Origin of the sequence: Paenibacillus sp. VMFN-D1, from assembly GCF_003386155.1 — a bacterium.
GTDB lineage: Bacteria > Bacillota > Bacilli > Paenibacillales > Paenibacillaceae > Paenibacillus_AQ > Paenibacillus_AQ favisporus.
This window is the reverse complement of the sequence record NZ_QRDU01000001.1, coordinates 403,925-427,876: the sequence shown is the minus strand read 5'-3', so window position 1 is coordinate 427,876 and position 23,952 is coordinate 403,925. Positions and strand designations below refer to the sequence as shown.

Genomic DNA, 23,952 nt, shown 5'->3' with positions numbered 1-23,952 from the left:
ATCCTCCAGTTATTTTACTAGAGTCGGATTTGGACGATCTGCGCCCCCAAGAAGCAGGAAAGCCCGGCGGATCGTATCCGCCGATACGCTCCCCGGGCTATTAAGGTGTTAACGCAGGTTTTTCAAAAGTCCGGGCGATTAAACGTCCTGAACGCTTCCCGTATACACGACAGCCGCAGGGCCTGTCATATAGACGTGGTTGTCTTTCTCGCTCCACTCGATGAACAGGTCTCCGCCTTTCAGCCGGATCGATGCCGACCGGTCGGTTAAACCGTTCAGCACGGAGGATACGAGGGTTGCACACGCCCCGGTTCCGCAGGCCAGCGTCGGACCGGCACCGCGCTCCCAGACGCGCATGTCCACGGTACCGCGGTCCTTCACGGTCGCGAATTCGACGTTCACCTTTTTCGGGAATACCGGATGCACTTCCAGCTTTGGTCCCCAGGTGGCGAGGTCGAAGTTCACCGCATCTTCCACATAAATGACACAGTGCGGATTGCCCATCGACACGGCCGTAAACCGGAACTGCCGGCCGTCAGCCTCGATCGGCGCATCCACGACCGGGTTCGCGTCAATCGTCGTCGGTACGCTCAATCCGTCGAGCACGGGCTCGCCCATATCCACCGTGACGGTGGCGGCCAGGCCGTTGTCCACATGGATCGTTACCGGCTGCACGCCGGCCCCAAGCGTTTCGATCGTAATTTGCTCACTGCTGACATAGCCGTGGTCGTACACGTATTTTGCCACGCAGCGGATGGCGTTGCCGCACTGCTCCGCTTCCGAGCCGTCCGAGTTGATGATGCGCATGCGGAAATCCGCCTTCTCCGACGGCAAAATATATACCAGTCCGTCCGCTCCGATGCCGAAATAGCGGTCGCACCATTTCAAGGCGAGCTCTGCCGCGTTGTCCGGCAGAGCCTTCTCGCCGTAGATAACGATAAAGTCGTTCCCGAGTCCGTGCATTTTTGTAAATTCCATGGATGGTGCCACTCCTTTGTTATGCTAGCTTTTTACTGTCCACTAGCATACCTCAAAGGACCGGGCCGTGCTATTGACTTTATGCAGAAATGTTTGTACTTTTCGCCACGAGGCGGCCGCTTCCCCGCCGCTTGTTGCGTCTTCCGCCCCATACGCTGCCGATGCCCATCAGGAAGGTAGGCACGCCGGCGCCGACGATCGTAATGCACCATTCGCGGAAGCCGAGCGGAACGGTTTTAAAGATCGGCTGCAGCGGCTCGATGTACATGACGCCGAGCATGAGCAGGACTGAGGACAGCACCGCCAGCACCAGGTACTTGTTTTGCAGCGGGTTGCGGTGGAAGATCGATCTGGAGCTCCGGCAGTCGAACACGTGGATGAGCTGGGCCATAACGAGCGTGGCGAAAGCTACCGATTGGGCTTTGGTGACCTGAGCGGCGTTGTGCGGATCTACGCGGAGAGTTAGCCAGAACGCGCCGAGCGTGCACAAACCGATCAGGAAGCCGCGGCTGATAATCTTCCATCCCAGCCGGCGGGCGAATATATTTTCTTTGGCCCCGCGCGGCTTGTGCTCCATGAGGTCCTTCTCCGGCTGATCCACGCCAAGGGCCATCGCCGGCAGGCCGTCGGTCACGAGGTTGACCCACAAAATCTGGATCGGCAGCAGCGGCAGCGGCAGGGCGAGCATCATCGCAAAGAACATCGTCAAGATTTCGCCGACGTTCGATGCAAGCAAATACCGGATGAATTTGCGGATATTCTCATAGATGCTCCGGCCTTCCTCGATCGCCGCCACGATCGTCGAGAAGTTGTCGTCGCTCAGGATAAGCGCCGATGCTTCCTTGGTGACGTCGGTACCGGTAATGCCCATGGCAATGCCGATGTCGGCCGCCTTGATGGCCGGCGCATCGTTGACGCCATCGCCGGTCATGGCGACGACATGGCCTTTGCGCTGCAGCGATTTGACGATGCGGAGCTTATGCTCAGGCGACACGCGCGAGTACACATACACGTTGTCAACCTTCGCATCGAGCTCCTGGTCGTCGATCTGCGACAGCTCCTGGCCGGACATGGCTTCGCCTCCGCGCGGCATAATGCCAAGCTGTTGGGCGATCGCCTCGGCAGTCGTGCCATGGTCGCCGGTGATCATCACGGTCTTGATGCCAGCGCGGCGGCAGGTGCCGATCGCATCGCGCACTTCGCGGCGCGGCGGATCGATCATGCCGGCGAGGCCGACGAAGACGAGCTGGCTCTCGGCGTCCGCTTCGCTGTCCAGCGAATCATGCGGGCGCAGGTCGCGGTATGCCGTCCCCAGCACGCGAAGCGCGGAGGAAGCCATCTCTTCGTTGGCGGCAAGCACCTTCTGCCGGAGCGTGCCGGTAAACGGCACAACGTTGCCTTCCCACAATATATAAGTGCACTGGTTCAACAGCACATCGGGCGCGCCCTTGGTGCATAAAATTTTGCCGCCCTGGTGGCTCACCACGACCGACATCAGCTTCCGTTCGGAATCGAACGGAAATTCCTTATCCCGCTGATACAGTGCCGACAAGGACTGCGTCGTCATCCCCATTTTGGAAGCGAGGGTAATGAGCGCCCCTTCGGTCGGATCCCCTTTCAGCTCCCATACCGGGCCTTGAGGCTCCTCCTTGCCTTTGCGCTTGCCGCGCGACTCCGGAGCCGCCGTCTCGTAAATTTCCGCGTTGTTGCACAGCGCGCTGATCTGGAGCAGCCTGCGCAGCCCCTGGTCGTTCTTCACGTCGACCGGCTTCTTTTCTTCGAGGATTTGTCCGGTCGGCGCATAACCGTCGCCGGTGACCTCCAGGCTTCTTCCCCCAACCCATACGCGCGTAACCGTCATTTTGTTTTGCGTCAGCGTTCCGGTTTTATCAGAGCAGATGACCGATGCGCAGCCCAGTGTTTCGACCGACGGCAGCTTGCGCACGATCGCTTTCCGCTTGATCATCCGCTGCACGCCGAGCGCCAGCGCCACGGTCACGATGGCAGGCAGGCCCTCGGGGATCGCCGCAACGGCCAGGCTGACGCCGGCCAGGAACATGCCGACGGCAGGCTGTCCATGCAAAATGCCGGCAACGACGACCATGACCGTAAGCCCCAGCGACAGAATGATGAGCATTTTGCCGAGCTGCTCCAAGCGGTGCTGAAGCGGCGTTTCCTGCGAGTCTGTATTTTGGATCAGATCGGCGATTTTCCCCATTTCCGTATCCATGCCGGTGCGCACAACAACACCTTTGGCGGTCCCCCGCGTCATCATGGTTCCCATGAAGCCGGTGTTCTTCTGATCGCCAAGGGGCACGTCCGCTTCTTGAATAGGCTGGGCATGCTTGCCTACCGGCACCGATTCTCCGGTCAGCGCGGATTCTTCAATATAACAGCTGCTCGTTTCCAGCCAGCGGACATCGGCGGGCACACGGTCTCCGCTTTCCAGCAGAACGACGTCCCCGGGAACGAGCATTTTGGCCGGCACCTGAACTACCTTGCCTCCCCGAAGCACCTTCGCTCCCGGAGCGGACAGCTGCTTCAGCGCGCGCAGGGAGCGTTCCGCCTTGAACTCCTGGATGAAGCCGAGGACCCCGTTCAGCAAAATGATGGCGATAATGGTGATGGCGTCCAGGTATTCGCCGAGGAGGCCCGAAACCAGCGTTGCCCCCATCAGCACCAGCACCATGAAATCTTTAAATTGGTTCAGAAATAAGGCCAAAGGAGAAATACGCTTTCCTTCCGAAAGCTCGTTCCATCCGTTTTTCTTCCGTCTTTCCTCCGCCTCTTCTTCCGAAAGGCCCTGCTGCGGGTGAACGCCGAGGACATGCTGCAGTTCTTCCGCGTCCAACTGATGCCATTTTTTTTGTTCCATAGCTTCCCTTTCCCTCCCGGTCTTTGTGCGCTGCGGGTGTTCAACAGCTTTTCCACCTGTTCTATCGTAAATGTATTCGGACAGGGCCTAAAATATCACAAGCCTGGCCTCTTAAGTTTTTGGCCAAACTATGGCATCATAGTATGGAGGCAATCGTAACCAAGTACAGCGTAAAGATGGGAGATACACTATGGCATTAGATGGAATCGTAACGCGGGCCCTTGTCCATGAGCTGCAAAGCATTCAGGGCGCCCGGATCAGTAAAATATACCAGCCCAACGATCACGACCTGCTCTTTCACCTCCGGACCCGGGAGGGCAACGCCAAGCTGCTGCTGTCGGCCAACCCGACGTATCCGCGGGTGCACTTCACCGAGCGAAGCTTTCTGAATCCGCAGGAGGCGCCGATGTTCTGCATGCTGCTGCGCAAACACTGCGAAGGAGGCATCATCGAAGACATCCGGCAGGTTGGAATGGAGCGGATCATTCATATTACCGTCAGACAGCGGGATGAGCTGGGGGACGTCTCTTCAAAGCAGCTCATCATCGAATTGATGGGCCGGCACAGCAACATTATTTTGTCAGACCCTTCGAGCGGGACGATCCTGGACGGCATCCACCATGTCACCCCGAGCATCAGCAGCTACCGGGTCATCATGCCGGGCTTTTCCTATACGGAGCCTCCGCAGCAGCATAAGCTGAATCCGCTTGAGGTTTCAGGGGAGCTATTTGCACAAAAATATACCGAGGAAGCGGACGCCGAACCGATTTCGTGGATCGTGGATACGTTCAGCGGCGTAAGCCCGCTGGTTGCTCAGGAGATCGTGCATCGCGCCGGCCTTCAGTCCTACTCGGAAGAAGGGCCCGAAGCTGGCGAAGCACGCCGAAGCGCCCTATGGAACGCCTTTACCGGGCTGATGGACAGTGTCAGACAGCAGGCGTACCAACCGATGTCGGGAGCGAACGCCAAGGGGAAAATGGTTTTTTCCGCCGTCGAGCTGACGATGATTCAGGAAGAGGTCAAACGCTATGAATCCATCAGCACATGCATGGAGGATTATTACGGCGAAAAAGCCGAGCGCGACACCGTCAAGCAAAAGACGAGCGATCTGCTGCGTTTCCTGCACAATGAGCGCGCCAAAAACATTAAAAAGCTGGACCACCTGCACGCCGATCTGGAGGAAGCGGCCGATGCGGACCAGTACCGGATTTACGGCGAGCTGCTGTTTGCCTCCCTGCATACGATTGCAAAGGGGGACAAGGAGGCGGTGCTGACCAACTTCTATGACGAGGACCAGAAGGAAGTGGCCATTCCGCTGGACCCGCTGCTCAGCCCTTCCGATAACGCCCAGCGGTATTTTAAGAAATATAATAAGTACAAAAACAGTCTGGCCGTCATCGACGAGCAGCTTGCTATAACGAAGGAAGAGATCCGCTACATGGATGACCTGCTCCAGCAGCTGGCCCATGCATCCATGAACGATATCGACGAAATCCGTGAGGAGCTCGTTCAGCAGGGATATCTCCGCGACCGCAGCAAAAAAACGCGCAAAAAGAAGAAAAACGACCGCCCCACCCTGCATGTATTCACATCATCCGAGGGCATCGAAATTTACGTAGGCAAAAACAACCTGCAGAACGAATACGTGACCAACAAACTGGCCAGCGGCAGTGATACGTGGCTGCACACCAAGGATATCCCCGGGTCCCACGTCGTCATTCGCAGCAGCCAGTTCGGGGACCAGACCCTGGAGGAAGCCGCCCAATTGGCCGCTTACTTCAGCCAGGCCAAGGAATCCAGCAGCGTGCCGGTCGACTGCACCCTGATCCGCCATGTGCATAAGCCGAGCGGCGCCAAACCGGGCTTTGTCATTTATGATCACCAGCGGACGCTGATCGTCACGCCTGACGAGGAATTGATCAAGTCGCTTCCGAGCGTCATTAAATAATCATACAAAGCTTGAGATTTCAAAATAATAGAAAGAATGCGGTTGGACCGTGCTCAATGAACGTCCGTAAACTTGAGCACCCATAATAGAAAAGGCTATATCCTCCGTTCCTAAGAGCGGGTGGGATACAGCCTTTTTTGATGTCTTCCTGATTTATTGTCCCGTTTATTTCTTCCGGATTTCCCGGTTTAAGCGCTCGATGATGTCCGGCAGCTGCTGCATGCCAAGATCCCCTTCGCCCCGCTTGCGGACCGCCGCTGCACCCGCCTCCTGCTCGCTCTTGCCGACGACGAGCACGTACGGCACTTTTTCCAGCTCGGCTTCGCGGATTTTATAGCCCAGCTTCTCGTTTTTGGCGCTGACCTCAACCCGGATGCCCTCGTTCGCAAGCGACTGCTTAACCTGATAAGCATAATCCAGATCGTGCTCGGATACCGGGACGACCTTGGCCTGGACCGGTGCCAGCCACAGCGGAAAAGCTCCCGAGTAATGCTCCGTCAGAATGCCGATGAAACGGTCGATGGAGCCGTAGACGGCGCGGTGAATGATGACCGGGCGATGCTTCTGGTTGTATTCACCGACATAGCTGAGACCAAACTTCTCCGGCATTTGAAAATCGAGCTGGATCGTCCCGCACTGCCAGCTGCGCTTCAGGGCGTCGAGAATATGAAAATCGATTTTCGGACCGTAGAAAGCTCCGTCCCCCTCGTTCAAGCGGTATTCGATCCCCCGCCGCTCCAGCACGCTGCGCAGCGACTGCTCGGCCTGCTCCCACAGCTCATCCGAGCCCATGGAATCCTCCGGCCGCGTCGACAGTTCGATCCGGTAAGAGAAGCCGAATATGCCGTACATATAGTCGATCAGGTCGATGACGCCGGCGATCTCCTCCTCGATTTGGTCAGGTCTGACAAAGAGGTGAGCGTCATCCTGGCAAAACGTCCGCACACGCATCATGCCGCTCAGCGCGCCCGAATACTCGTGGCGGTGAACCTGTCCGAACTCGGCCAGCCGGATCGGCAGCTCGCGGTAGGAGCGAAGGCCGCTTTTGAAAATCAGCATATGCCCCGGGCAGTTCATCGGCTTCAGCGCATATTCCGTCTCGTCTACCTGGGTAAAATACATGTTGTCCTTGTAGTGATCCCAGTGCCCGGATTCCTCCCACATCCGCTTGTTCATCATAAGCGGGGTGCGGACCTCTTCATATCCTCTAGTGGCGTTCAGCTCACGCTCCAGCTGCTCCAGCTCGTTGCGGATGGTCATGCCTTTAGGAAGGTAAAACGGCATGCCCGGCGCTTCCTCTGAAAACAGGAACAATCCCTGTTCCTTGCCCAGCTTGCGATGGTCGCGCTTCTTCGCTTCCTCGAGCATGTGAAGATGCTCGTCAAGCTGCGCCTTTTTGGGGAAGGCGGTGCCGTAAATCCGCTGCAGCATCTTGTTGTCCGAGTTTCCGCGCCAATAGGCTCCAGCTACGCTCAGCAGCTTGAACGCTTTGATTTTGCCCGTGGAAGGAAGGTGCGGTCCTCGGCACAGGTCCACAAACTCTCCCTGCTCGTAAATCGAAATTTCGGCGTCCTCGGGCAGGTCCCGGATAAGCTCAAGCTTCAACGGTTCCTGCAGCTGCGCGAACAGGTCCAGCGCTTCCTTACGGCTGACCGCCTTCCGCCGGATCGGCAGATCCTCTTCCGCGATCCGCTTCATTTCCCGTTCAATCCGGGACAAATCATCGCTCGTCAGCGGGCTTGGAAGATCCATGTCGTAATAGAATCCGTCCTCGATGACCGGCCCGATCCCCAGCTTGACGGAAGATGCTCCGAATAAACGCTTCACGGCCTGTGCCAATAAATGCGCTGTGCTGTGCCGGTACACCTCGATCCCGTCCGGACTGTCCACCGTCACGATTTCAATGCTGCTGTCCTGCTCAACCGGCGTGCTGAGATCCACCAGGATCCCGTCAATTTTGCCTGCTGCGGCATTTTTCACGAGGCTGCTGCTGATCGATTCGGCGATGCTCTCCAGCCGGACGCCCTGCTCGAATGCTCTTACCGAGCCGTCCGGCAGCTTGATTTGTATTTCCTTGTTCATGTTCTTCCCTCCGTCAAATTCGGTCTATTTGGTGAACGCAAAAAAACGCATCTCATCCCAAGGGACGAGTGCGTTCAGCTCGTGGTTCCACCCTAATTCGACCTGCATCCGACGGTTCATCCGAACACGTACATATGCAAAGCCCTTATTAAGCATCCGATATCGGGGATTAACCGGTTCCTTCTACTGCCGCGGCTTGGACAGCGGGTTCAAAGGGACGGCTGCAAAGGGGTAATTTCTGAACCGGTGTCAGGAGAAGCTTGCACCACTCACTTCTCTCTCTGGGCAGTCCTGGATCGAAATCATGTCTTTGGTCATCGCCTTACTGTTTGTGCTTGTTGCTTGGTTCAACATTATAGTACGGCCCGCAAGCCCGGCGCAAGCCCCATTTTCCAATTTTGCAAAAAAAGGTTAAAACTCGCCCGGGCACCCATGACTATTTTGTTCCCCGCTGAAGCTGTTCCAATACGGTCACCGGGATCGTACGGCTGCCGATATCGCCGTGGAAGACGACGCCCTGCCGCTCCCCGTGAAAATCGGAGCCCGCCGTGACGATCAGCCCATGCTCATCTGCCATCCTCAGGTACCGCTTCTCATCGGCCGGGCCGTGGTCGGAATGGTAGACTTCGATACCGGCAGGTTTCGCTTCCCTAACAATCCGTTCCACCAGCGCGTCATCGCCGTAGATCCCCGGATGGGCCAGCACAGGCGTTCCGCCGGCTTCCCGAATCCAGGCGCAGGCATCCGCAGGTGTGATCCGCGGAACGGATACGTAGGCAGGCGCATCCTCGCCCAAATAGCGGTTAAAGGCGTCCCGCATGTCAGAGGCATAGCCCTTCTTGACCAATACGTCGGCCATATGCGGCCGCCCGACACTTTCATCCGGCTTCAGCTCGCGCCCCAGCCCGGCAATGACCTCCTCGAGCGTGATGGAAATTCCAAGCTGCTGCAGCTTGGCGATCATCTGATCGTTACGCCGTTCCCGGGTCTGTCTCAGCTCGGCGAGATGGTTCAAAAACGGCTCATGTGTTATGTCGATGTAATAGCCCAGGACGTGTATATCCTTACCGCCGGCACGGGTGCTGATTTCGACGCCGGGAACGACGGTGATGCCGAGCCGCTGCCCGGCTTCCAGTGCTTCCGGAATGCCTCCCACGGTGTCATGGTCGGTAATCGCCACGGCCGCGAGTCCCTTCCCGTGGGCGATCCGGACATTCTCCGAGGGTGGCTGCATCCCGTCGGAAGCCGTCGTATGCGTATGCAGGTCACCGTATTTCTGATCTGTGGACAAGTCCATTCCTCCTTCACTCATTCAGCGTCTTAAGCTGCGAAATATTCTTTTAACTGCCGGCTTGGCCCTATTCCCCCTGCTGTTCCTGCTGCTGTTTAAGAAAATTCAGAAAGGTCACGGCAGACAACGGAAGCAGGGTGGATTTCAAATGAATGGCATAAAACTGCCGCTTAAATTCGGCGTCCCGGATCGGAATGATGGTAAGCAGGTTCAGTGCGGTTTCATGTTTGACCGAGGCCGGCGACAGCATCGTAATGCCGAAACCGGCCTCGACGGCGGATTTCACCGCTCCCGTGCTGCCAAGCTCCATCGCGGTCTGCAGGCTTTGTGGATCGATCCCCTTGTGGATCAGCACACTTTCCATGACCTGGCGCGTGCCCGACCCTTTTTCCCGCAGCACAAACGGATAGGCAAGCACTTCCTCCAGCTCGACCGATTCCCGCTCCGCCAAGGGATGGCCGATAGGCACGATCAGCTTCAGCTCGTCCTGCATGACGGGATCGATGACCATATCCGGATGGTGGATCGTCGCCTCGATCAGGCCGAAATTCAACTGATGCTTCGTAATCTCTTCGATGATCTGTGTGGTGTTCATCACTTTCATCATAATGCTGATGTGCGGATACTGCTGTCCAAACGGACCGAGCAGCCGCGGCAGGAAGTATTCGCCGATCGTGAGGCTGGAGCCGAGCTGAAGCCGGTCCTGCAGCATATGGGTATGCGATGCCATCGCATTGTCCGTTTCCTTAACCAGGGCGATGCTCTTTGCCGCATACGGCAAAAGGGTGATCCCCGCTTCGGTCAGCTCGATCTTCTTGGTGGAGCGGATCAGCAGGCGCGTCCCGAAATATTCCTCCAGGGACTGAATCTGCATCGTAACGGCCGGCTGGGTCATGTGCAGCGCGCTCGCCGCCGCCGAGAAACTCCCACGTTCCGCCACGGTATAAAAAATGTGGAGCTGGTGAAAATTCATGGCATGCTCTCCCCCTCGTCGTTCTTATATTGTATCCGATTCGGCCGTGAACCACCAACGCCGTTTAACATTTTCAGCGACAGGTAAAGTCTGCGGAACCCGGCACATGAATCAACAAAAATGAGCATGGCTTCCCGGAGGGGGAATCCATGCTCACGCTTACAAAACGCGGTTATTTCCGCTTGCGAGTATTTTTAATCAACGTCATTCTCCGCGAATGGCGCAGCCAGGAATAATAAGACTTCAGGTCCCTCAGCTCGATCGTCTCCGACATTTTGCCAAGGAACGTCACGATAATCATCTTGTGCAGCGGATTTCCGCTGATGTCGGTTTCCCCTTCGATCTCCGCAAATTCCGCGACGACGACAAGATCCTCGTCAATCAGGTAAACGTCCTTCTCATTCCGGTAGTAGGGAGCGATCCGGCCCTGCTTCAGGCACTCCCACATCCATGCGGCTATATCATCTATACTATGGATATCACTATGAATCCGGTCGTTGTACCTTGTCTTCGCATGATGGGTAATGACGATGTCGGCCACCCGCTTATCCCCTAAGGTCACAAAAAAAGGTTCATAGGTGCTCCATCTTTCCATTCCTTTGTCGCGCATGGACTATCACTCTCCACTACATAGGACTTTGTATCTATGTATTTATGCCTATTATATTACATCATTACCACGTTCTTCACAAGCTCCAAACTACGTATCCCGGCATATTTTCATATACGGAAAAGAGGACCGTCGTATCTACACCGTTTCTTTCCGCTCCAATCGGATCATTTCCTTGCCGGATTCACAGGCTTTGCCGGCGCTGAAGCCGGAAGCCATGGTCTAAAAAAAGAAGCAGCCGAATTCGGCTGCTTCCTGACCATACGATAACTTTCCAGGTGGGATTGAAACTGATGACAGGCAGATGAACCTCCTACTATAAGCCATAAAATCTGGTCTTATCCGGTACGTCGCTCGAATATTCCGTTTTGATCTCGTTGCGGTAGGAGCGTTCGATTTTACGCACATAGGAAAGGCGCCGGATATTTTTGGCTACTTCCTCGGCCCGGTCCGCATTCACATACATGACGACATAGTGCATCCGGCGAGATATATAGTGAACGGTCCCGTACTTCTCCAAATTCCGCGCTGCCTTGATATCGCTAACCCAAATGATATACCCCGTCCGTTCTGCAAACATGATTTCCCCACCTCACTTATACTGGCTCTCTATATTTTACCCGCCGCAGGAGCATTTGCCCCCGCCCCCGCATCCTTTCAGATGCGAATCGTTGCCCGGCACCTTGATCGTTTCCGATACGGAATAAGCGATCATTTCGGACATTTGGTGCAGCATGTCATCCAAGTTCTGTTCGGCCAGCTTGAAGCGTCTCACTTCCTCGAACTGCTCCAGCTGCTTCTCCACGGCCTTGACCTCATCCTTTGCGCTGTGGTAATTCGGATGGAAATGGCCGAAACGCTGGGTCTCTTCGAAAAGCTCCTTCTTCTTCGCCAGAAGCCGGACAAGCTCCTGTACGGCCGGATTGCTGCCAACCTGCTGCTTCCAATATAAATAATCGGACACCTCAACCGACTGATTGATCATATCGCCTAATTCATAGGCGTTCATCAGCACGGCTGCCATGTCGACCGTGTTGATCTCCGATACGCTCATGAACTTCATCCCAATTCTATAAGAATGTTCTCCTCCGTCTGGAGTAGACTCTTTTATCATATCATAACCTTGGGCCCATAAGAAGAGGTTTGAACGCACTTCCTGCGGATACCCTCAGGTGAAAGAAGGCACAATCAGCCGGATTTGCTCCCAATCCCCCGGCGAGAGCAGAGCCCCGTCCTCATAACCGTCCCGTTCCGGATCAAAGAGAGTTCCTTCCACCGCCCAAGGGTGGCTCCGAATCGCCCTGGGGATGAATTCCAAACGGCTGCCTCCGCGGGAAATCAGCACCTTGGTCTGCCATTCCAAAGCCTGTTCCATAATGTGCTGGGCCGTCGTTCCGTGATAATTCCGGAAATCCTGGGTCCACATTTTCGGAACCTGCCCGTAACCCGGAAACAGGGACTCCGGTTTCGGAATGTCGGAATCCGGCTCGAAATACTGGATATTCCGGCCGCTGTACACCAGACCGCCGGCGGCGGAAAGCCCGGTTTGGCGGAACTTTTCTTTATCGATCCGCTGTCCCGCCAGGTCCGGTGTGGAGTCATGGATCAGCGGATATGTGGAAACGGTACGGCCGGGTTCAGCGATCGCCTTTAAGGGCGAGAGTCCCGACGAATCCAGGATTTTCCTCACTTCCGGCACCGCGCCGCGGTTCACGAGAAAATGCTTTGGACCGATCCGCTGCAAATGACCCTTCAACTTCGGATGCGTTTCGATCCGATCACCGTCTTCTTCAGCCGAACACGACAGCACCGTGGCTTCCTCAAAGCGGGTCCGGCCGATTTCCCGGCCCCACTGCTCCAAAGCCAGCCTTACGTTCTCCGGGACGCCGCCACTCGAGAAGTTGTCCAGCAGCTGCGTCATTTCGGCCGCGCTCATGCCGTTCTCCACCGCCCGGGCCGTGCTGCTGCGGGTCAAACGGTATATGGACATCCGTTCGCTCTGTACCCGCTCCGAGCAGGCAAGCAGCTTCCATCGGATCCGGTACGGCACATCCGGTGGAACGATGACGTCAAAATCCGGCTGAACATAGAAGCGCCCCTCTCCCGCCTCTCGATCTTGGCCGCCCGAAACCAGAACGAAGGCCGGATCCATGGCCCACCGGAAACAGCAGCGTCCGCTGCCGTCCTCACCGGTATCGCCCCAGCCAAACCCCGCCATCGCCGTCATCCATGCCCGGGCTCCCGCTTCCGAAGCAGATCGGGTGAGCAGAACCTCCCGCTCCATCCAATCCAGCATATTCGTCATATCGTACCAGACGCCTGGTTGGAAAGAAGGATGGCAAAGAAGGTAGCGGAAATGCTGCAGCGCCGGACTGTTCATGCCGTATCGGTCCAGCACCGCCGGGAGCAGCACCCGGTTCATCTCCTGTTCAGACAGCCCCAGCCACTCGCCGAGCCGCTCCTCTTCCAGCAGAATCTCCTGGCTTTCTTTCACCGCAAGGCCGAGCCACAGCATCATATCGAGCAGCACCGCGGCCGCAAGCGGATAGATTTCAGCATGCGCGTATTGGAGCTGCAGCGCTTCAAGGTCGGAATCTTTCAGGTGCACGGCTTCCAGCAGCTTCTGGATATTTTTTTTGTGTACCGTTCCTTTCGCCGTTAAGGGAAGCCCGTGCTCGGCCGCAGCCGCAAGCGCATGCAGCAGATCCAAGGCCAGGCCCGGCTTGGCTTCGCTGATCCGATGCACTTTTGAATCCGGGACAACTTCTGCTTTGGGGGTAAAAAACTGCCGATACAGTAGACCCAGGCTTTCCAAAGGAATGTAGTAGAGCTTTTCTCCCCAAGCCTTTTTCACCGCCTGGATCAGGCCGGCTCGTCTCAAACGGATAAAGGACAGCTCAAGCTCCGCACCACTTCGGCCGCTGCTTTTCACCGTGGTCCGGGCGTCGTCGCTGAACGGCTGCCCGGCAAAACGGACGATCAGCCGTTTAAGCAGCTCCGCATCCTCCGGAGCCAGCGTACGCAGGATGGATCGGATCGCGGATTCCTGCGGCCGGTCTTCGTTCATTTCAGTGCTCATGGTCGGGATGATGCCTCCTTTAGGTCTGGAATGGGACGGTCCTTCGCAGGACGGGAAGAAGCCCGCTCATGACTGGACCCGGAACGAAACAGCCCGGGATCCGAATCATATCGGACGGAATACTCGTACCCCTGTTCGACCAGGAACAGCTGGCGGCGGATGGCAAAGTCCTCTTCTTTGCTTTCTTGGGATACCAGTGCGTAAAAATATGCCCGGTTGTTTCCGCTTTTCGGACGCAAAATCCGTCCCAGGCGCTGGGCTTCCTCCTGCCTGGAGCCGAAGCTGCCCGATATTTCAATCGCCACGGAAGCGTCCGGCAGGTCGACGGCGAAATTGGCTACCTTGGAAACGGCCAGCACTCTGATCTCGCCCCGTTTAAAAGACTCGTAGAGCCTTCCGCGTTCCTTGTGCGCCATTCGCCCTGAAATCAGCGGAATGCCCAGCGATTCGGACAGCTGCTTCAGCTGATCGATATACTGGCCGATAATGAGGATGCTCTCCTCCGGATGCTTAGCGAGCAGCCTGCGGACGACCTCGAGCTTGCCGGGATTTTCGGCAGCGATGCGGAACTTCTCCTTGCCCTCCGCATACGCGTATGCTTCACGCAGCTCCGGCTCCATCGCCACCCGGACTTCCGTGCAGTCGACCTTCGCAATCCAACCCATGGACTCCAGCTCCTTCCAGGGCATCTCGTAGCGTTTCGGCCCGATCAGCGAAAATACATCCTGCTCGCAGCCGTCCTCCCGTACGAGCGTAGCGGTCAGTCCCAGCCGGCGGGTCGCCTGGATATCGGCCGTCGCCCGGAACACCGGAGCCGGCAGCAGATGCACCTCATCGTAAATGATGAGCCCCCAGTTCCGTTCGTTAAACAGACGCATATGCTCAAACTCGTCCTCTTTGGAGCGGCGGTGCGTCAAAATTTGATAGGTGGCCACGGTGACCGGGCGCACCTCCTTCTTCTGCCCCGTATACTCCCCGATCTGGGAAGGATCGAGCGTCGTCTTGTCCGTCAGCTCCGCGATCCACTGTCCGACGGAGGTCGCATTCGAAGTCAGAATCAGGCACTCGCACTGCTGTTTCTCCAGCACGCCAAGGCCGATGACCGTTTTTCCGGCTCCGCAAGGGAGCACCAGCACCCCGCTGCCTCCGCTCCCGGCCACCCCTTCAAAAGCGTCGGCCGCCGCCTGCTGGTAGTCCCGCAGCGCAAATGAGCCGCCCCGCGCTTTCCAGCCCAACTGCAGCGGCTGTCCCTCATGATATCCGGCCAAGTCCAGGACCGGATATCCGAGCCGCGTCAGCTCCTGCTTGATCCGTCCGCGGCGGACCGCATCAAGCTCGGCCTGCTCCGGCGCGGCGCGCCGCAGCCCGCTGGCCTGCACGGCGGGGATCGCCAGCAATTCATCCAGCAGCTGCGGATCGGATGCCGTCAGCCGGAGCTTCCCGGCCTCCGCTTCCCCTGCCTCGATCCGTAGCTTCCCGTATCTGCCCACCAGGCTGCGGATGTCCTGGATTAACGCGGATGGAACCTCCCATCTGGAAATCGAAGCCAGGGCGTCGACGATTTCCTCTGCGGCCCATCCCAGCGAAGCGGCATTCCACAGCGATAACGGAGTGATCCGGTACGTATGAAACGCAGAAGGACTCTTGACCAGCTCTGCAAAATGGGCCAGCTTCCCGCGGGCTTCCTCAAACCCCGGATGTCCGCATTCCAGCAGGACGGTCCGGTCCCGCTGCACGATGCACGCTTTTGTATCGCTCATCAAATCCCCTTCTTTCAATCCGATTTGTTCTTTCAGCCTTCAAACATATGAAAAAGTTCATCTCCTAGAGCGGAAATGAACTTTTCCTCTTCCATTTCAAGTTTTCCCATCGTCCGCCAAAACATTCGTGCCTTCAGGAACCATCACTCTGCAAGACCGGGAGACTCGGCGGCCCGGGCCTGCCTATTCCCATCCCTGATAGGATTGGGTCATCGTTACCAGCAGCTTGGCGGCGCTCAGCATGGCCGATTCGTCAAAATCAAACCTTGGATGATGATGCGGGTAGACGGCCTGAAGCTCTTCGTTGCCTGCGCCCACGAACATAAAGCACCCGGGGATTTCCTGCAAATAGTATGCGAAGTCCTCCGCAGGCATAATCTTCTCGCAGCGCTCCACCTTCGATTCCCCGAACACCTTCGGTGCTTCGCGGAAAAACCTCTCCGTCTCCGCTTCATCATTCACAAGCGGCGGGTAGCCCATCAAATATTGAATTTTCGACTCGGCTCCATAAGTCTGCGCCGTAAGCTGGGTTATTTCTTCGATCCGTCCGCGGATCAATTGGCGCGTCTCCTCATCAAATGTCCGTACGGTCCCGGTAATCCGGCACGATTCGGCGATGACGTTCTGCGCGCTTCCGCCCTGGATCGTTCCAATCGTAACGACCGCCGGCCGAAGCGGGTTGACCGAACGGCTGACGATGCTCTGCAGCTGCATGACCAGCGCCGATCCGGCCACCACGCTGTCCACCGTCACGTGCGGCATGCCACCGTGGCCGCCTTTACCGATGATATCGATAAAGAACTCATCCGCTGCCGCCATCATCGGGCCCGGCGTGCTGGCCGCGGTCCCTGCCGGGAACGGCGTCCATAAGTGCACGCCGTACACCGCGTCGGCCCCATCCAGAACGCCGGCCTCGATCATCCCCTTGGCTCCGCCCGGACATACCTCCTCCGCCGGCTGAAATACGAACCGGATCTCTCCGGGGAGATCATCCTTCCGGGCGCTGAAGTATGTCGCCACCGCCAGCAGGATCGACGTATGCCCGTCGTGACCGCAAGCATGCATGACGCCCGGAACTTCGGACGAATAATCGCACGACTTTTCATCCTGGATCGGAAGCGCGTCCATGTCAGCCCGCAGCACGACCGTTTTCCCCGGCTTGCTTCCTTTTAATACGCCGACTACCCCATATCCGCCGCCAAACCGCGTCCGGACGTCGATCCCCAGCTCCCGCAGCCTGTCCGCCACGAACGCCGACGTCTTCTCCTCGTGGTAAGACAGCTCCGGATGCCGGTGCAGATACCGCCTCCACTCCACCATTTGCGGCTGCAGCTTGCTCAGCAATGCTTCTTCTTTCATATGTATCCGTCCTCTCGCCATAGAATGGATGTTAAGTTGCCGATATGTCATCCCACATCACGGTTGTGAACCCTTTTTTCTATTGTAGCAGAAACGCTTAAGATGGGGTATCGCCCCAATACTGCCAAGGCTTGCACAAGTGTTTAAAACATAATATCATGAGTAAAGAACTTTACAGGCAACCAATAGAGGAGGATTTAGTAACCATGATTTTTGAAAATACGGGACTGGACGGCATCAAAGCCGACCTGGCGTTTATGGACGAAGTAGCCGAGAAAGTAGGCTTTGTCCGCTGGCAGTGGGAATACTACCGCGCTACATATGACTATAAGATCGAAGATAAAAACACCAATTCGGAGTATTTCGTCCGGATCAACACCCGTGCGGTGGAGGGCAAGCTGGAACACCCAAGTGCCGTGCTGCAAATTGAAGCCGTGTACATGGGCAAAGCGACCTTCCCTCACGGGCTGGAATACGAATCTCCGATTCCGTCGTCCATCATGGGGATTGCAACCAAGAAGCTTCAGCAGTTTAAAGCCGCTCTGGAAGCCTAAGCAGGTCTCATATGAGAGAAGAAAAACCCCAACAAACCAAGAGAGGGACGCCGGATTTCCAACTGCTCATCCTCACCTTGCTGTTGGTTGGTTTTGGGCTGGTCATGGTATTCAGCGCCAGTTCGAGCTTGGCCATCGCTAGCAAGGATTTTCACTATGACTCGCTGTATTTTACGAAAAGACAGTTCATGTGGGCCGCACTGGGAACCATCGCCATGTTCGTCGCGATGAACATCCCTTACACCAGGTACAAGAAGCTGTTTGCCCCGCTGTTTATCGTGACAGTCATTATGCTAGTGCTGGTACTTTTTATAGGGAAAAGCCTAAACGGCGCCCGAAGCTGGTTCGGTGTCGGATCTCTCGGCATCCAGCCGACGGAAATCGCGAAGATCGCGATTATCCTGTATCTGTCCGCTTTGATCAGCAAAAAAGGGGAGCGCTTCCGCGACCTGCGGACAGGCTATATCCCGGTCATGGTTATTGTCGGCTTCGTCGCTGGGCTCATCATGATGCAGCCGGACCTCGGTTCCTGCCTCATTCTAGTGGCCACGAGCGCCCTGATCATCTATGCCGGCGGCGCGAGCCTCAAGCATATGATAGGGTCAGCCCTGCTGCTGATCCTCGGTGCAAGCCTCGTGCTCGGAGCTAACGCCCTGATCAAGTCGGTGTCCCATAGCGGGGAGCAGGCGGTGCAATCGAGCAACTATAAGCTCGGCCGGATTAACGCCTTCTTGGACCCGACTAAGGATCCACAGGGGGAGGGCTACAATCTGCTGCAGTCGCTGACCGCAATCGGTGAAGGGCAGTTGACCGGAGCCGGATTCGGCAAAAGCGTCCAGAAGCTTCATTATTTGCCTAACCCCTATAACGACTTTATTTTCTCCGTCATCGGCGAAGAGTTCGGGTTTATCGGAACGTCGATCTTCCTGATCGTCTATATTTACTTCATCTGGCGCGGAATCATCATCGCGCTGAGGTGCCCCGATCCGTTCGGAACGCTCGTCGGCATCGGGATTATGGGCTTGATTGCCATCCAGGCGTTTATCAACATCGGAGGCGTCACCCAAACGATCCCGCTGACCGGGGTAACCCTACCGTTCATCAGTTACGGCGGAACTTCCCTGCTGATCATGATGGCGAGCATGGGGATCATGCTCAGCATCTCGCGGATCAGTACGCTGCCGTCGAAGCAGGAGCAGGTGAAGTCGGTGACTGTCAAGAAACCGTCGGTCGCCGTCTCCTCCCGCAATCAGACACGGCGCTTTAACTGAACCTTCAGGGGATACCCTGAGGCTACTCATACCAAAAAGACTAGAGGACGCTTAGGTCCCCTAGTCTTTTTTTGTCTTATCGTGTGTTCGTGTGCTTATTTGGTGCGCGTAGGCACCTCTTCGATCATGTCATCTTTAAAAGCGACGCCTTCCACTTTCACGTTCACTTCGACCACACGCAGACCGGTCATGCTTTCGACAGCTTCACGCACGTTTTGCTGAAGCATGCGGGATACTTCGTGAATCGGGGTTTCGTACAGCACGATGATTCGCAGGTCAATGGCCGCTTCCAGCTGGCCTACCTCCACCGTGACACCCTTCTGCACGTTTTTTCCGCTCAGGCGCTTGGCCCATCCTTCCGACAAACCACCCGACATAGCTGCGATCCCTGGTGTTTCGAGTGCGGCCAGTCCGGCGATTTTCGCTACGACATCATCTGCAATCCGTATGGTTCCATTCTCTAGTTGGAGTTGTTCCGACATGCTCCATCCTCCTTTACATCCATTATCCGTTATTGTAAATCCTAACAGGCCCAAAAAGCAAATCCCAAGCCCTGCCGATTTGTTTACAACCTTATGCAATTTGGGTATATTGAATAAGAATCGAACTTACATAAGGCAAGAGGTGTCAAAAATTGAAAAAATGGATCAGCCCCACCCTGCTCATCGCCTTCTTTATCCTTAGTGCTGTGGGACATTTCGCAGGCTGGGACGCAACGCTGCAGTTTATTCTGTCCGCGATTTCTGTCATCTTTGTGGCCGGATTTTTGGGCAAAGCGACGGAGAACGTATCGCATTATGCCGGACAGCGGCTCGGTGGATTTCTGAACGCCACCTTCGGTAACGCAGCGGAGCTGATTATCGCCATCTTCCTCGTGAAGGAAGGCTTGTTCGACATGGTCAAAGCCAGTCTGACCGGTTCGGTAATCGGAAACTTGCTGCTGGTACTGGGACTCAGCATTTTTGCCGGAGGACTGAAGTTTAAAGTTCAGAGCTTCAACGTATCACTGGCGGGTATGAACGGCTCGCTGATGCTCGTCGCCGTGATCGCCCTGATCGTGCCTGCGGTCTTCCTTCGCAGCCATTCCATTACCGGAAGCGATACCCAGCTGCTGAGCCTTATCGTGGCTTGTATCTTAATCGTGGCTTACCTTGCCTGGCTTGTCTTCTCGATGATTACGCACAAGAAGTACTTGGCGGATGTCACCGACGAAGAGGATGAAGAGCTGCCTCATGAACGCGAGCCGGAATGGTCCAAGGGCAAATCGATCCTGTATCTCCTTCTGGCGACCGTTATGGTCGCTTTCGTGAGTGAATGGCTGGTAGATACGCTGGAGACCTTTACGACGCGATTTGGGCTTAGCGAGCTGTTCGTGGGCGCGTTCCTCGTGGCCATCATCGGCAACGCGGCAGAGCACAGTGCGGCTGTCATGCTGGCTATGAAGAACAAGATCGGCGCAGCGGTCGAAATCGCCGTTGGCAGCAGCCTGCAGATCGCTTTGTTCGTCGCCCCCGTGCTGGTGCTGGTCAGCTATTTCTTCGGGCCTACCACGATGGACCTGGTGTTTACAACCATAGAGCTGCTTGCGATCGGCGTGTCGGTATTTATCGCCAAGTCTATTATCCAGGATGGCAAGACGAACTGGTATGAAGGTCTGCTGCTGCTGGTCGTATACGTTATTTTGGGCGTATCATTTTTCTTGGTGTAGCAAGGCAGCTTAAGCTCTTAACCCTGCATAGCAGGGAAACGCAAAAAAGGCATGCGCTCCAGCGGAGTGCATGCCTTTTTATACGTATAAATTTATAAATCTCGGGACCTCCGATGTGAAGGCCAAGCTGCAACTACTCATCATCGTGTGATACAGGTACACAGGTGGTCTGTACTTTGCATCTTATGTAAGCCTGCCTGCGACAGGCTGATGATTTAGGCTTCCCTGTTGTTCAGGGCTTCATAGAGGTTGGCCAGATTCTTCTCCAGCTCACTGACCAGCTGTTTGCCAGTAAGTTCGGGCACAAGACCGGCACGTACGGCAAAATCAACCTCACGTGAAAATCCGTACATCTGGGTGTCCAGCACTTCCTCATAGAGAGGGCAATAGCGTGTGGCCAGATTCTCCATTTGTACTTCAATAAGCTTCTCTATTTTCTCTGCATCATCTTTCAGCAGATTAATCGCCTTAATATTCAACTGCTCCTGCAGCTCAGATGAAGTCATGCATCTTCCCCCCTATGTCCAAAATCCTACAATTACACCCTTGTATTCTATTCTTAATATTAGACGAAATTGAACACCAATACAAGAACCTGGCCCAGAAAAACGTCCCCGGGAAGCCGAAGGAACAGGAAACTCTGGCCCATCGTCCGCAAAGACCCCAGGTTTCAATGCCAAGCGCGGCGCAAAGGGACTCTAAGGGGAAGGCTGGCGGCGGTGCAAGGTTCTAGAATAACCCCGGTAAATATCAAGGTTATGACTTTAAAAAAAGCGCCCTTACTGTTGCCAGCAGGTGCGCTCTTCTTCATCGCTTACTCAGAGACCACGTTGACGTTCAGGCCGTGTTTGGCAAACACTTCCTTCATCGCCGTTTTAGCCTCGTCCGCATCCGGTCCATGAACATGAAGCTCATAGCTTTGGCTGCTTACGAGTGTCGTAAACAGACCGAGGATACTTTTGACATCGATGTACTTGTTTTCCGCTTGAAGTACGATCGAAGAGGTAAATTGGCTTGCTGTTTGGGCGATTTCTACAACAGCTGCGTTGTTACTGGACATAGGATCCCTCCGTAGCTTTTGATATCAAGTATACTATGATTTTACCACTTTTATGATACATTGAATCCGCTTTCTCGCGCAAGGAATTTCTGAAAAGCGCTGAACCTGGGGCCTTACGGGCCGGGTTCCCTTTTTTAGCTATTCCTATTTCAAGTTTTCAGGATTCAGCCCCTGCAGTTCCGGAATGACGAAGATGCCGTCTTTGCGGATCAGCACGTCGTCGAAGTAGATCTCCCCGCCGCCGTAGTCTTCACGCTGAATCAGCACGATATCCCAGTGGATGGAGGAGCGGTTGCCGTTATCCGTTACTTCATAGGCTTGACCCGGGGTGAAGTGGATGCTGCCGGCAATTTTTTCGTCGAACAGAATGTCCTTCATCGGGTGCAAAATATACGGATTAAACCCGATCGCGAATTCGCCGATATAACGTGCCCCTTCGTCCGAGTCCAAAATGTTGTTCAGGCGCTCGGTATCGTTGCTGGTCGCTTCCACGATCTTTCCGTCCTTGAAGGTAAACTTGATATTTTCGAACGAAATGCCGTTGTATACCGTGCTGGTGTTGTAGCTGATCGTGCCGTTGACGGAATCACGCACCGGTGCGCTATATACCTCGCCGTCCGGAATGTTTTTCTCGCCTGCGCATTTTTCGGCGCCGATTCCCTTAATGGAAAAGCTGAGATCGGTGCCCGGGCCGACGATACGGACCTTGTCCGTCTTTCTCATCAGCTCGGCAAGCGGATCCTGCGCTTTGTCCATCTTGGCGTAATCAAGGTTGCATACGTCAAAATAGAAGTCCTCAAAGGCTTCCGTGCTCATATTGGCCAACTGGGCCATGCTTGGATTCGGATAACGCAGCACCACCCATTTGGTGTGGTTGACGCGCTGCCCGCTATGTACCGGATGATTGTAGAGCGAATTGAACAGCTTTACCTTTTCGTCAGGAACGTCGGCCAGATCGTTGACATTCTCTCCGGCACGGATGCCGATATAGCAGTCCATCTGCTTCATCCGGTTCAGGTCGATGTCCGCCCATGTCTTAAGCATCTCCTCCGATGCGTTCATCAGCATCGTACGCTGCACCGATTTGTCGGTAATTTGTACGAACGGACGCCCTCCCCGCTTGCCGACTTCATCAATGACAGCCTTCAGCAGGTCGCGCTCCGAGCCGATCATCTCGACAAGGACGTTCTCCCCCGGCTGTACGTTCACGGAATAACCGACGAGGTTTTCCGCCAGTTTTTGAATTCTAGGATCACGCATGACTTATTTCCTCCCGTTGACATAACCTGTAAGCTATTTATTTGAACAAAGGTTAATTCATTCAGACTTATTGTAGCACGCATGGCAAGTCCCGTCAGCATGAGAGCTGCGGATGCAGCGAAAAGCCCGAAGTCTGCCGGTCGGATGATGACCAAATGAGCAGCCGCCCGATCGTCCGGTGCGGAACTTATCGTCACTGGGCGAGCCTAAGGCTGGAATGATACATCGTTGACCATCGTCTCCCGCGTCTGCGCACCGTCCAGATTGACATAGTCGATCGCGCTCTCGGAGGTCAGACGAACCGGAAATCCGGACTTGCGGTTAATCGTCAAATGATAGACCGTGCTGACCTGGGCGTCGTTCAGCATCCGCCGCAGCTGCTTGTCCCCCTGATTCCAGAGCGTCTGCAGCTTTTGCTTTTGCCCGGACTGTGCATGAGTGTATCCTGGCTGCTTGCGGAGACCCTCCATTTCCGATTCAAGCTGCTTCGCCAAAAAGTCCTTTGCGCTGGAGCTTTCCAGTTCGATCCGCAGCACTTTGGTGCCGCGGCCGGCGCTGGACTCCACCTTGATGCTTTTGGGAAGCCCATGAATGCCGTCGAGCTGCTGTAGAGGGTTTAACCGGGTTAATGAAGGAGAGTTATCCTCAGGGTTCGCTTCGCTCGACAGCCTCACCCATCCCCCGTCCTGCCTGCGGAAATTCGTCACCTTCACGGTCTTCCCGGTGATTCCCCGTGCCTGGAGTCCCGTGGTTTGAACCGCCTCCCCAGTAGGGATCACGCTCTCCATGGTCAGCTGGTCGTGGCCCGTGAGCCTGCCGGTGTAAGCAAAGTTCTGCACCTGCCCCTGATCCTGGGCACGGACCGAAGCCAGGCCGCTAAATGAAAACGAATCGATGCCGGCAAGTCCGGTAATCGTCTGGGAAAACCACTCCTCCGGCGATTTCGAGTCCTGAAACATGCCGCAGCCTGTCAAACCGCCGCAAAGGCCGAGCAGCAGCAAGGCGGGAAGTACCATTTTTTTCATCATGGGTAAACTGCCTTTCCGGACAAAATGAACCAAGGTTCATTCTTCGATCATAGGTCCTTTTTGCTTTATAGACTGTCCCCCGCCCTGCCAGTTCATGCAAAAATAAGGCGCCCCCA

Annotated in this window: 20 protein-coding genes; 4 read left to right on the top strand and 16 right to left on the bottom strand. The window is 55.7% G+C overall.

The annotated features are described in order from the left end of the window. Positions 1-138: 138 nt before the first annotated feature. Together dapF and C7820_RS01980 are read right to left on the bottom strand one after the other, a co-directional pair. Positions 139-978, bottom strand: coding sequence for a diaminopimelate epimerase (gene dapF, locus C7820_RS01985; RefSeq protein WP_116229592.1), 840 nt, complete (start codon positions 976-978; stop codon positions 139-141). A gap of 79 nt (positions 979-1,057) precedes the next feature. Continuing rightward, positions 1,058-3,853: a calcium-translocating P-type ATPase, SERCA-type gene (locus tag C7820_RS01980; protein ID WP_116229591.1), complete on the bottom strand. Its 2,796-nt coding sequence runs from the start codon at positions 3,851-3,853 to the stop codon at positions 1,058-1,060. 190 nt (positions 3,854-4,043) lie between these two features. On the opposite strand from C7820_RS01980, the gene C7820_RS01975 reads away from it, so the two are divergent. Next, complete coding sequence (locus C7820_RS01975) at positions 4,044-5,801, top strand: Rqc2 family fibronectin-binding protein (protein ID WP_116229590.1); 1,758 nt, start codon at positions 4,044-4,046, stop codon at positions 5,799-5,801. A 165-nt stretch (positions 5,802-5,966) separates the two neighbouring features. On the opposite strand, the gene thrS is transcribed toward C7820_RS01975, so the two are convergent. From thrS to C7820_RS01930, 9 genes are all read right to left on the bottom strand, one after another. Continuing rightward, a complete protein-coding gene (thrS, locus tag C7820_RS01970; RefSeq protein WP_116229589.1) occupies positions 5,967-7,883 on the bottom strand; it encodes a threonine--tRNA ligase in 1,917 nt (638 codons plus the stop codon). Between the two features lie 436 nt (positions 7,884-8,319). Further along, positions 8,320-9,180, bottom strand: a complete 861-nt coding sequence (locus tag C7820_RS01965; protein WP_116229588.1) for a PHP domain-containing protein — start codon at positions 9,178-9,180, stop codon at positions 8,320-8,322. A 61-nt stretch (positions 9,181-9,241) separates the two neighbouring features. Then, the gene (locus C7820_RS01960; protein ID WP_116229587.1) at positions 9,242-10,147 is read right to left on the bottom strand and encodes a selenium metabolism-associated LysR family transcriptional regulator; all 906 of its coding nucleotides are present in this window, start codon (positions 10,145-10,147) and stop codon (positions 9,242-9,244) included. A 172-nt stretch (positions 10,148-10,319) separates the two neighbouring features. Further along, a complete protein-coding gene (locus C7820_RS01955) occupies positions 10,320-10,757 on the bottom strand; it encodes a hypothetical protein (RefSeq protein ID WP_076169925.1) in 438 nt (145 codons plus the stop codon). A gap of 316 nt (positions 10,758-11,073) precedes the next feature. Continuing rightward, positions 11,074-11,337: a YlbG family protein gene (locus tag C7820_RS01950; protein WP_094598855.1), complete on the bottom strand. Its 264-nt coding sequence runs from the start codon at positions 11,335-11,337 to the stop codon at positions 11,074-11,076. A 36-nt stretch (positions 11,338-11,373) separates the two neighbouring features. Then, a complete protein-coding gene (locus C7820_RS01945; RefSeq protein WP_116231588.1) occupies positions 11,374-11,811 on the bottom strand; it encodes a YlbF/YmcA family competence regulator in 438 nt (145 codons plus the stop codon). A 114-nt stretch (positions 11,812-11,925) separates the two neighbouring features. After that, a complete protein-coding gene (locus C7820_RS01940; protein WP_116229586.1) occupies positions 11,926-13,836 on the bottom strand; it encodes a helicase-associated domain-containing protein in 1,911 nt (636 codons plus the stop codon). Continuing rightward, complete coding sequence (locus C7820_RS01935) at positions 13,833-15,596, bottom strand: DNA repair helicase XPB (RefSeq protein WP_116229585.1); 1,764 nt, start codon at positions 15,594-15,596, stop codon at positions 13,833-13,835. Before C7820_RS01935 ends, C7820_RS01940 begins: the two co-directional genes overlap by 4 nt. A 183-nt stretch (positions 15,597-15,779) precedes the next feature. Then, positions 15,780-16,955 carry a M20 family metallopeptidase gene (locus tag C7820_RS01930; RefSeq protein ID WP_116229584.1) on the bottom strand — a complete coding sequence of 392 codons (1,176 nt, stop codon included), beginning with the start codon at positions 16,953-16,955 and terminating at the stop codon, positions 15,780-15,782. A 206-nt stretch (positions 16,956-17,161) separates the two neighbouring features. On the opposite strand from C7820_RS01930, the gene C7820_RS01925 reads away from it, so the two are divergent. Together C7820_RS01925 and ftsW are read left to right on the top strand one after the other, a co-directional pair. Beyond that, positions 17,162-17,509, top strand: coding sequence for a YugN family protein (locus C7820_RS01925; RefSeq protein ID WP_076169921.1), 348 nt, complete (start codon positions 17,162-17,164; stop codon positions 17,507-17,509). An 11-nt stretch (positions 17,510-17,520) separates the two neighbouring features. Then, positions 17,521-18,780 (top strand): putative lipid II flippase FtsW, encoded by a 1,260-nt coding sequence (gene ftsW, locus C7820_RS01920; protein WP_116229583.1) that lies wholly within the window; start codon positions 17,521-17,523, stop codon positions 18,778-18,780. A gap of 95 nt (positions 18,781-18,875) precedes the next feature. On the opposite strand, the gene C7820_RS01915 is transcribed toward ftsW, so the two are convergent. After that, positions 18,876-19,262: an Asp23/Gls24 family envelope stress response protein gene (locus C7820_RS01915; RefSeq protein WP_076169919.1), complete on the bottom strand. Its 387-nt coding sequence runs from the start codon at positions 19,260-19,262 to the stop codon at positions 18,876-18,878. A 152-nt stretch (positions 19,263-19,414) separates the two neighbouring features. Here C7820_RS01915 and cax point away from each other — a divergent pair, with 152 nt between their 5' ends. Then, positions 19,415-20,488, top strand: a complete 1,074-nt coding sequence (gene cax, locus C7820_RS01910) for a calcium/proton exchanger (RefSeq protein ID WP_076169918.1) — start codon at positions 19,415-19,417, stop codon at positions 20,486-20,488. 215 nt (positions 20,489-20,703) lie between these two features. Here cax and C7820_RS01905 read toward each other — a convergent pair whose 3' ends face one another. The 4 genes from C7820_RS01905 to C7820_RS01890 all read right to left on the bottom strand — a co-directional run bounded on the left by C7820_RS01905 (position 20,704) and on the right by C7820_RS01890 (position 23,836). Beyond that, positions 20,704-20,994 carry an Fpa/YlaN family protein gene (locus C7820_RS01905; protein ID WP_076169917.1) on the bottom strand — a complete coding sequence of 97 codons (291 nt, stop codon included), beginning with the start codon at positions 20,992-20,994 and terminating at the stop codon, positions 20,704-20,706. 308 nt (positions 20,995-21,302) lie between these two features. Continuing rightward, positions 21,303-21,548, bottom strand: a complete 246-nt coding sequence (locus C7820_RS01900; protein ID WP_076169916.1) for an HPr family phosphocarrier protein — start codon at positions 21,546-21,548, stop codon at positions 21,303-21,305. A 144-nt stretch (positions 21,549-21,692) separates the two neighbouring features. After that, entirely contained in the window at positions 21,693-22,808 is a 1,116-nt protein-coding gene (locus C7820_RS01895; RefSeq protein WP_076169915.1) for an aminopeptidase, read from the bottom strand. A gap of 206 nt (positions 22,809-23,014) precedes the next feature. Further along, positions 23,015-23,836, bottom strand: coding sequence for a hypothetical protein (locus C7820_RS01890; protein ID WP_116229582.1), 822 nt, complete (start codon positions 23,834-23,836; stop codon positions 23,015-23,017). Positions 23,837-23,952: the final 116 nt, after the last annotated feature.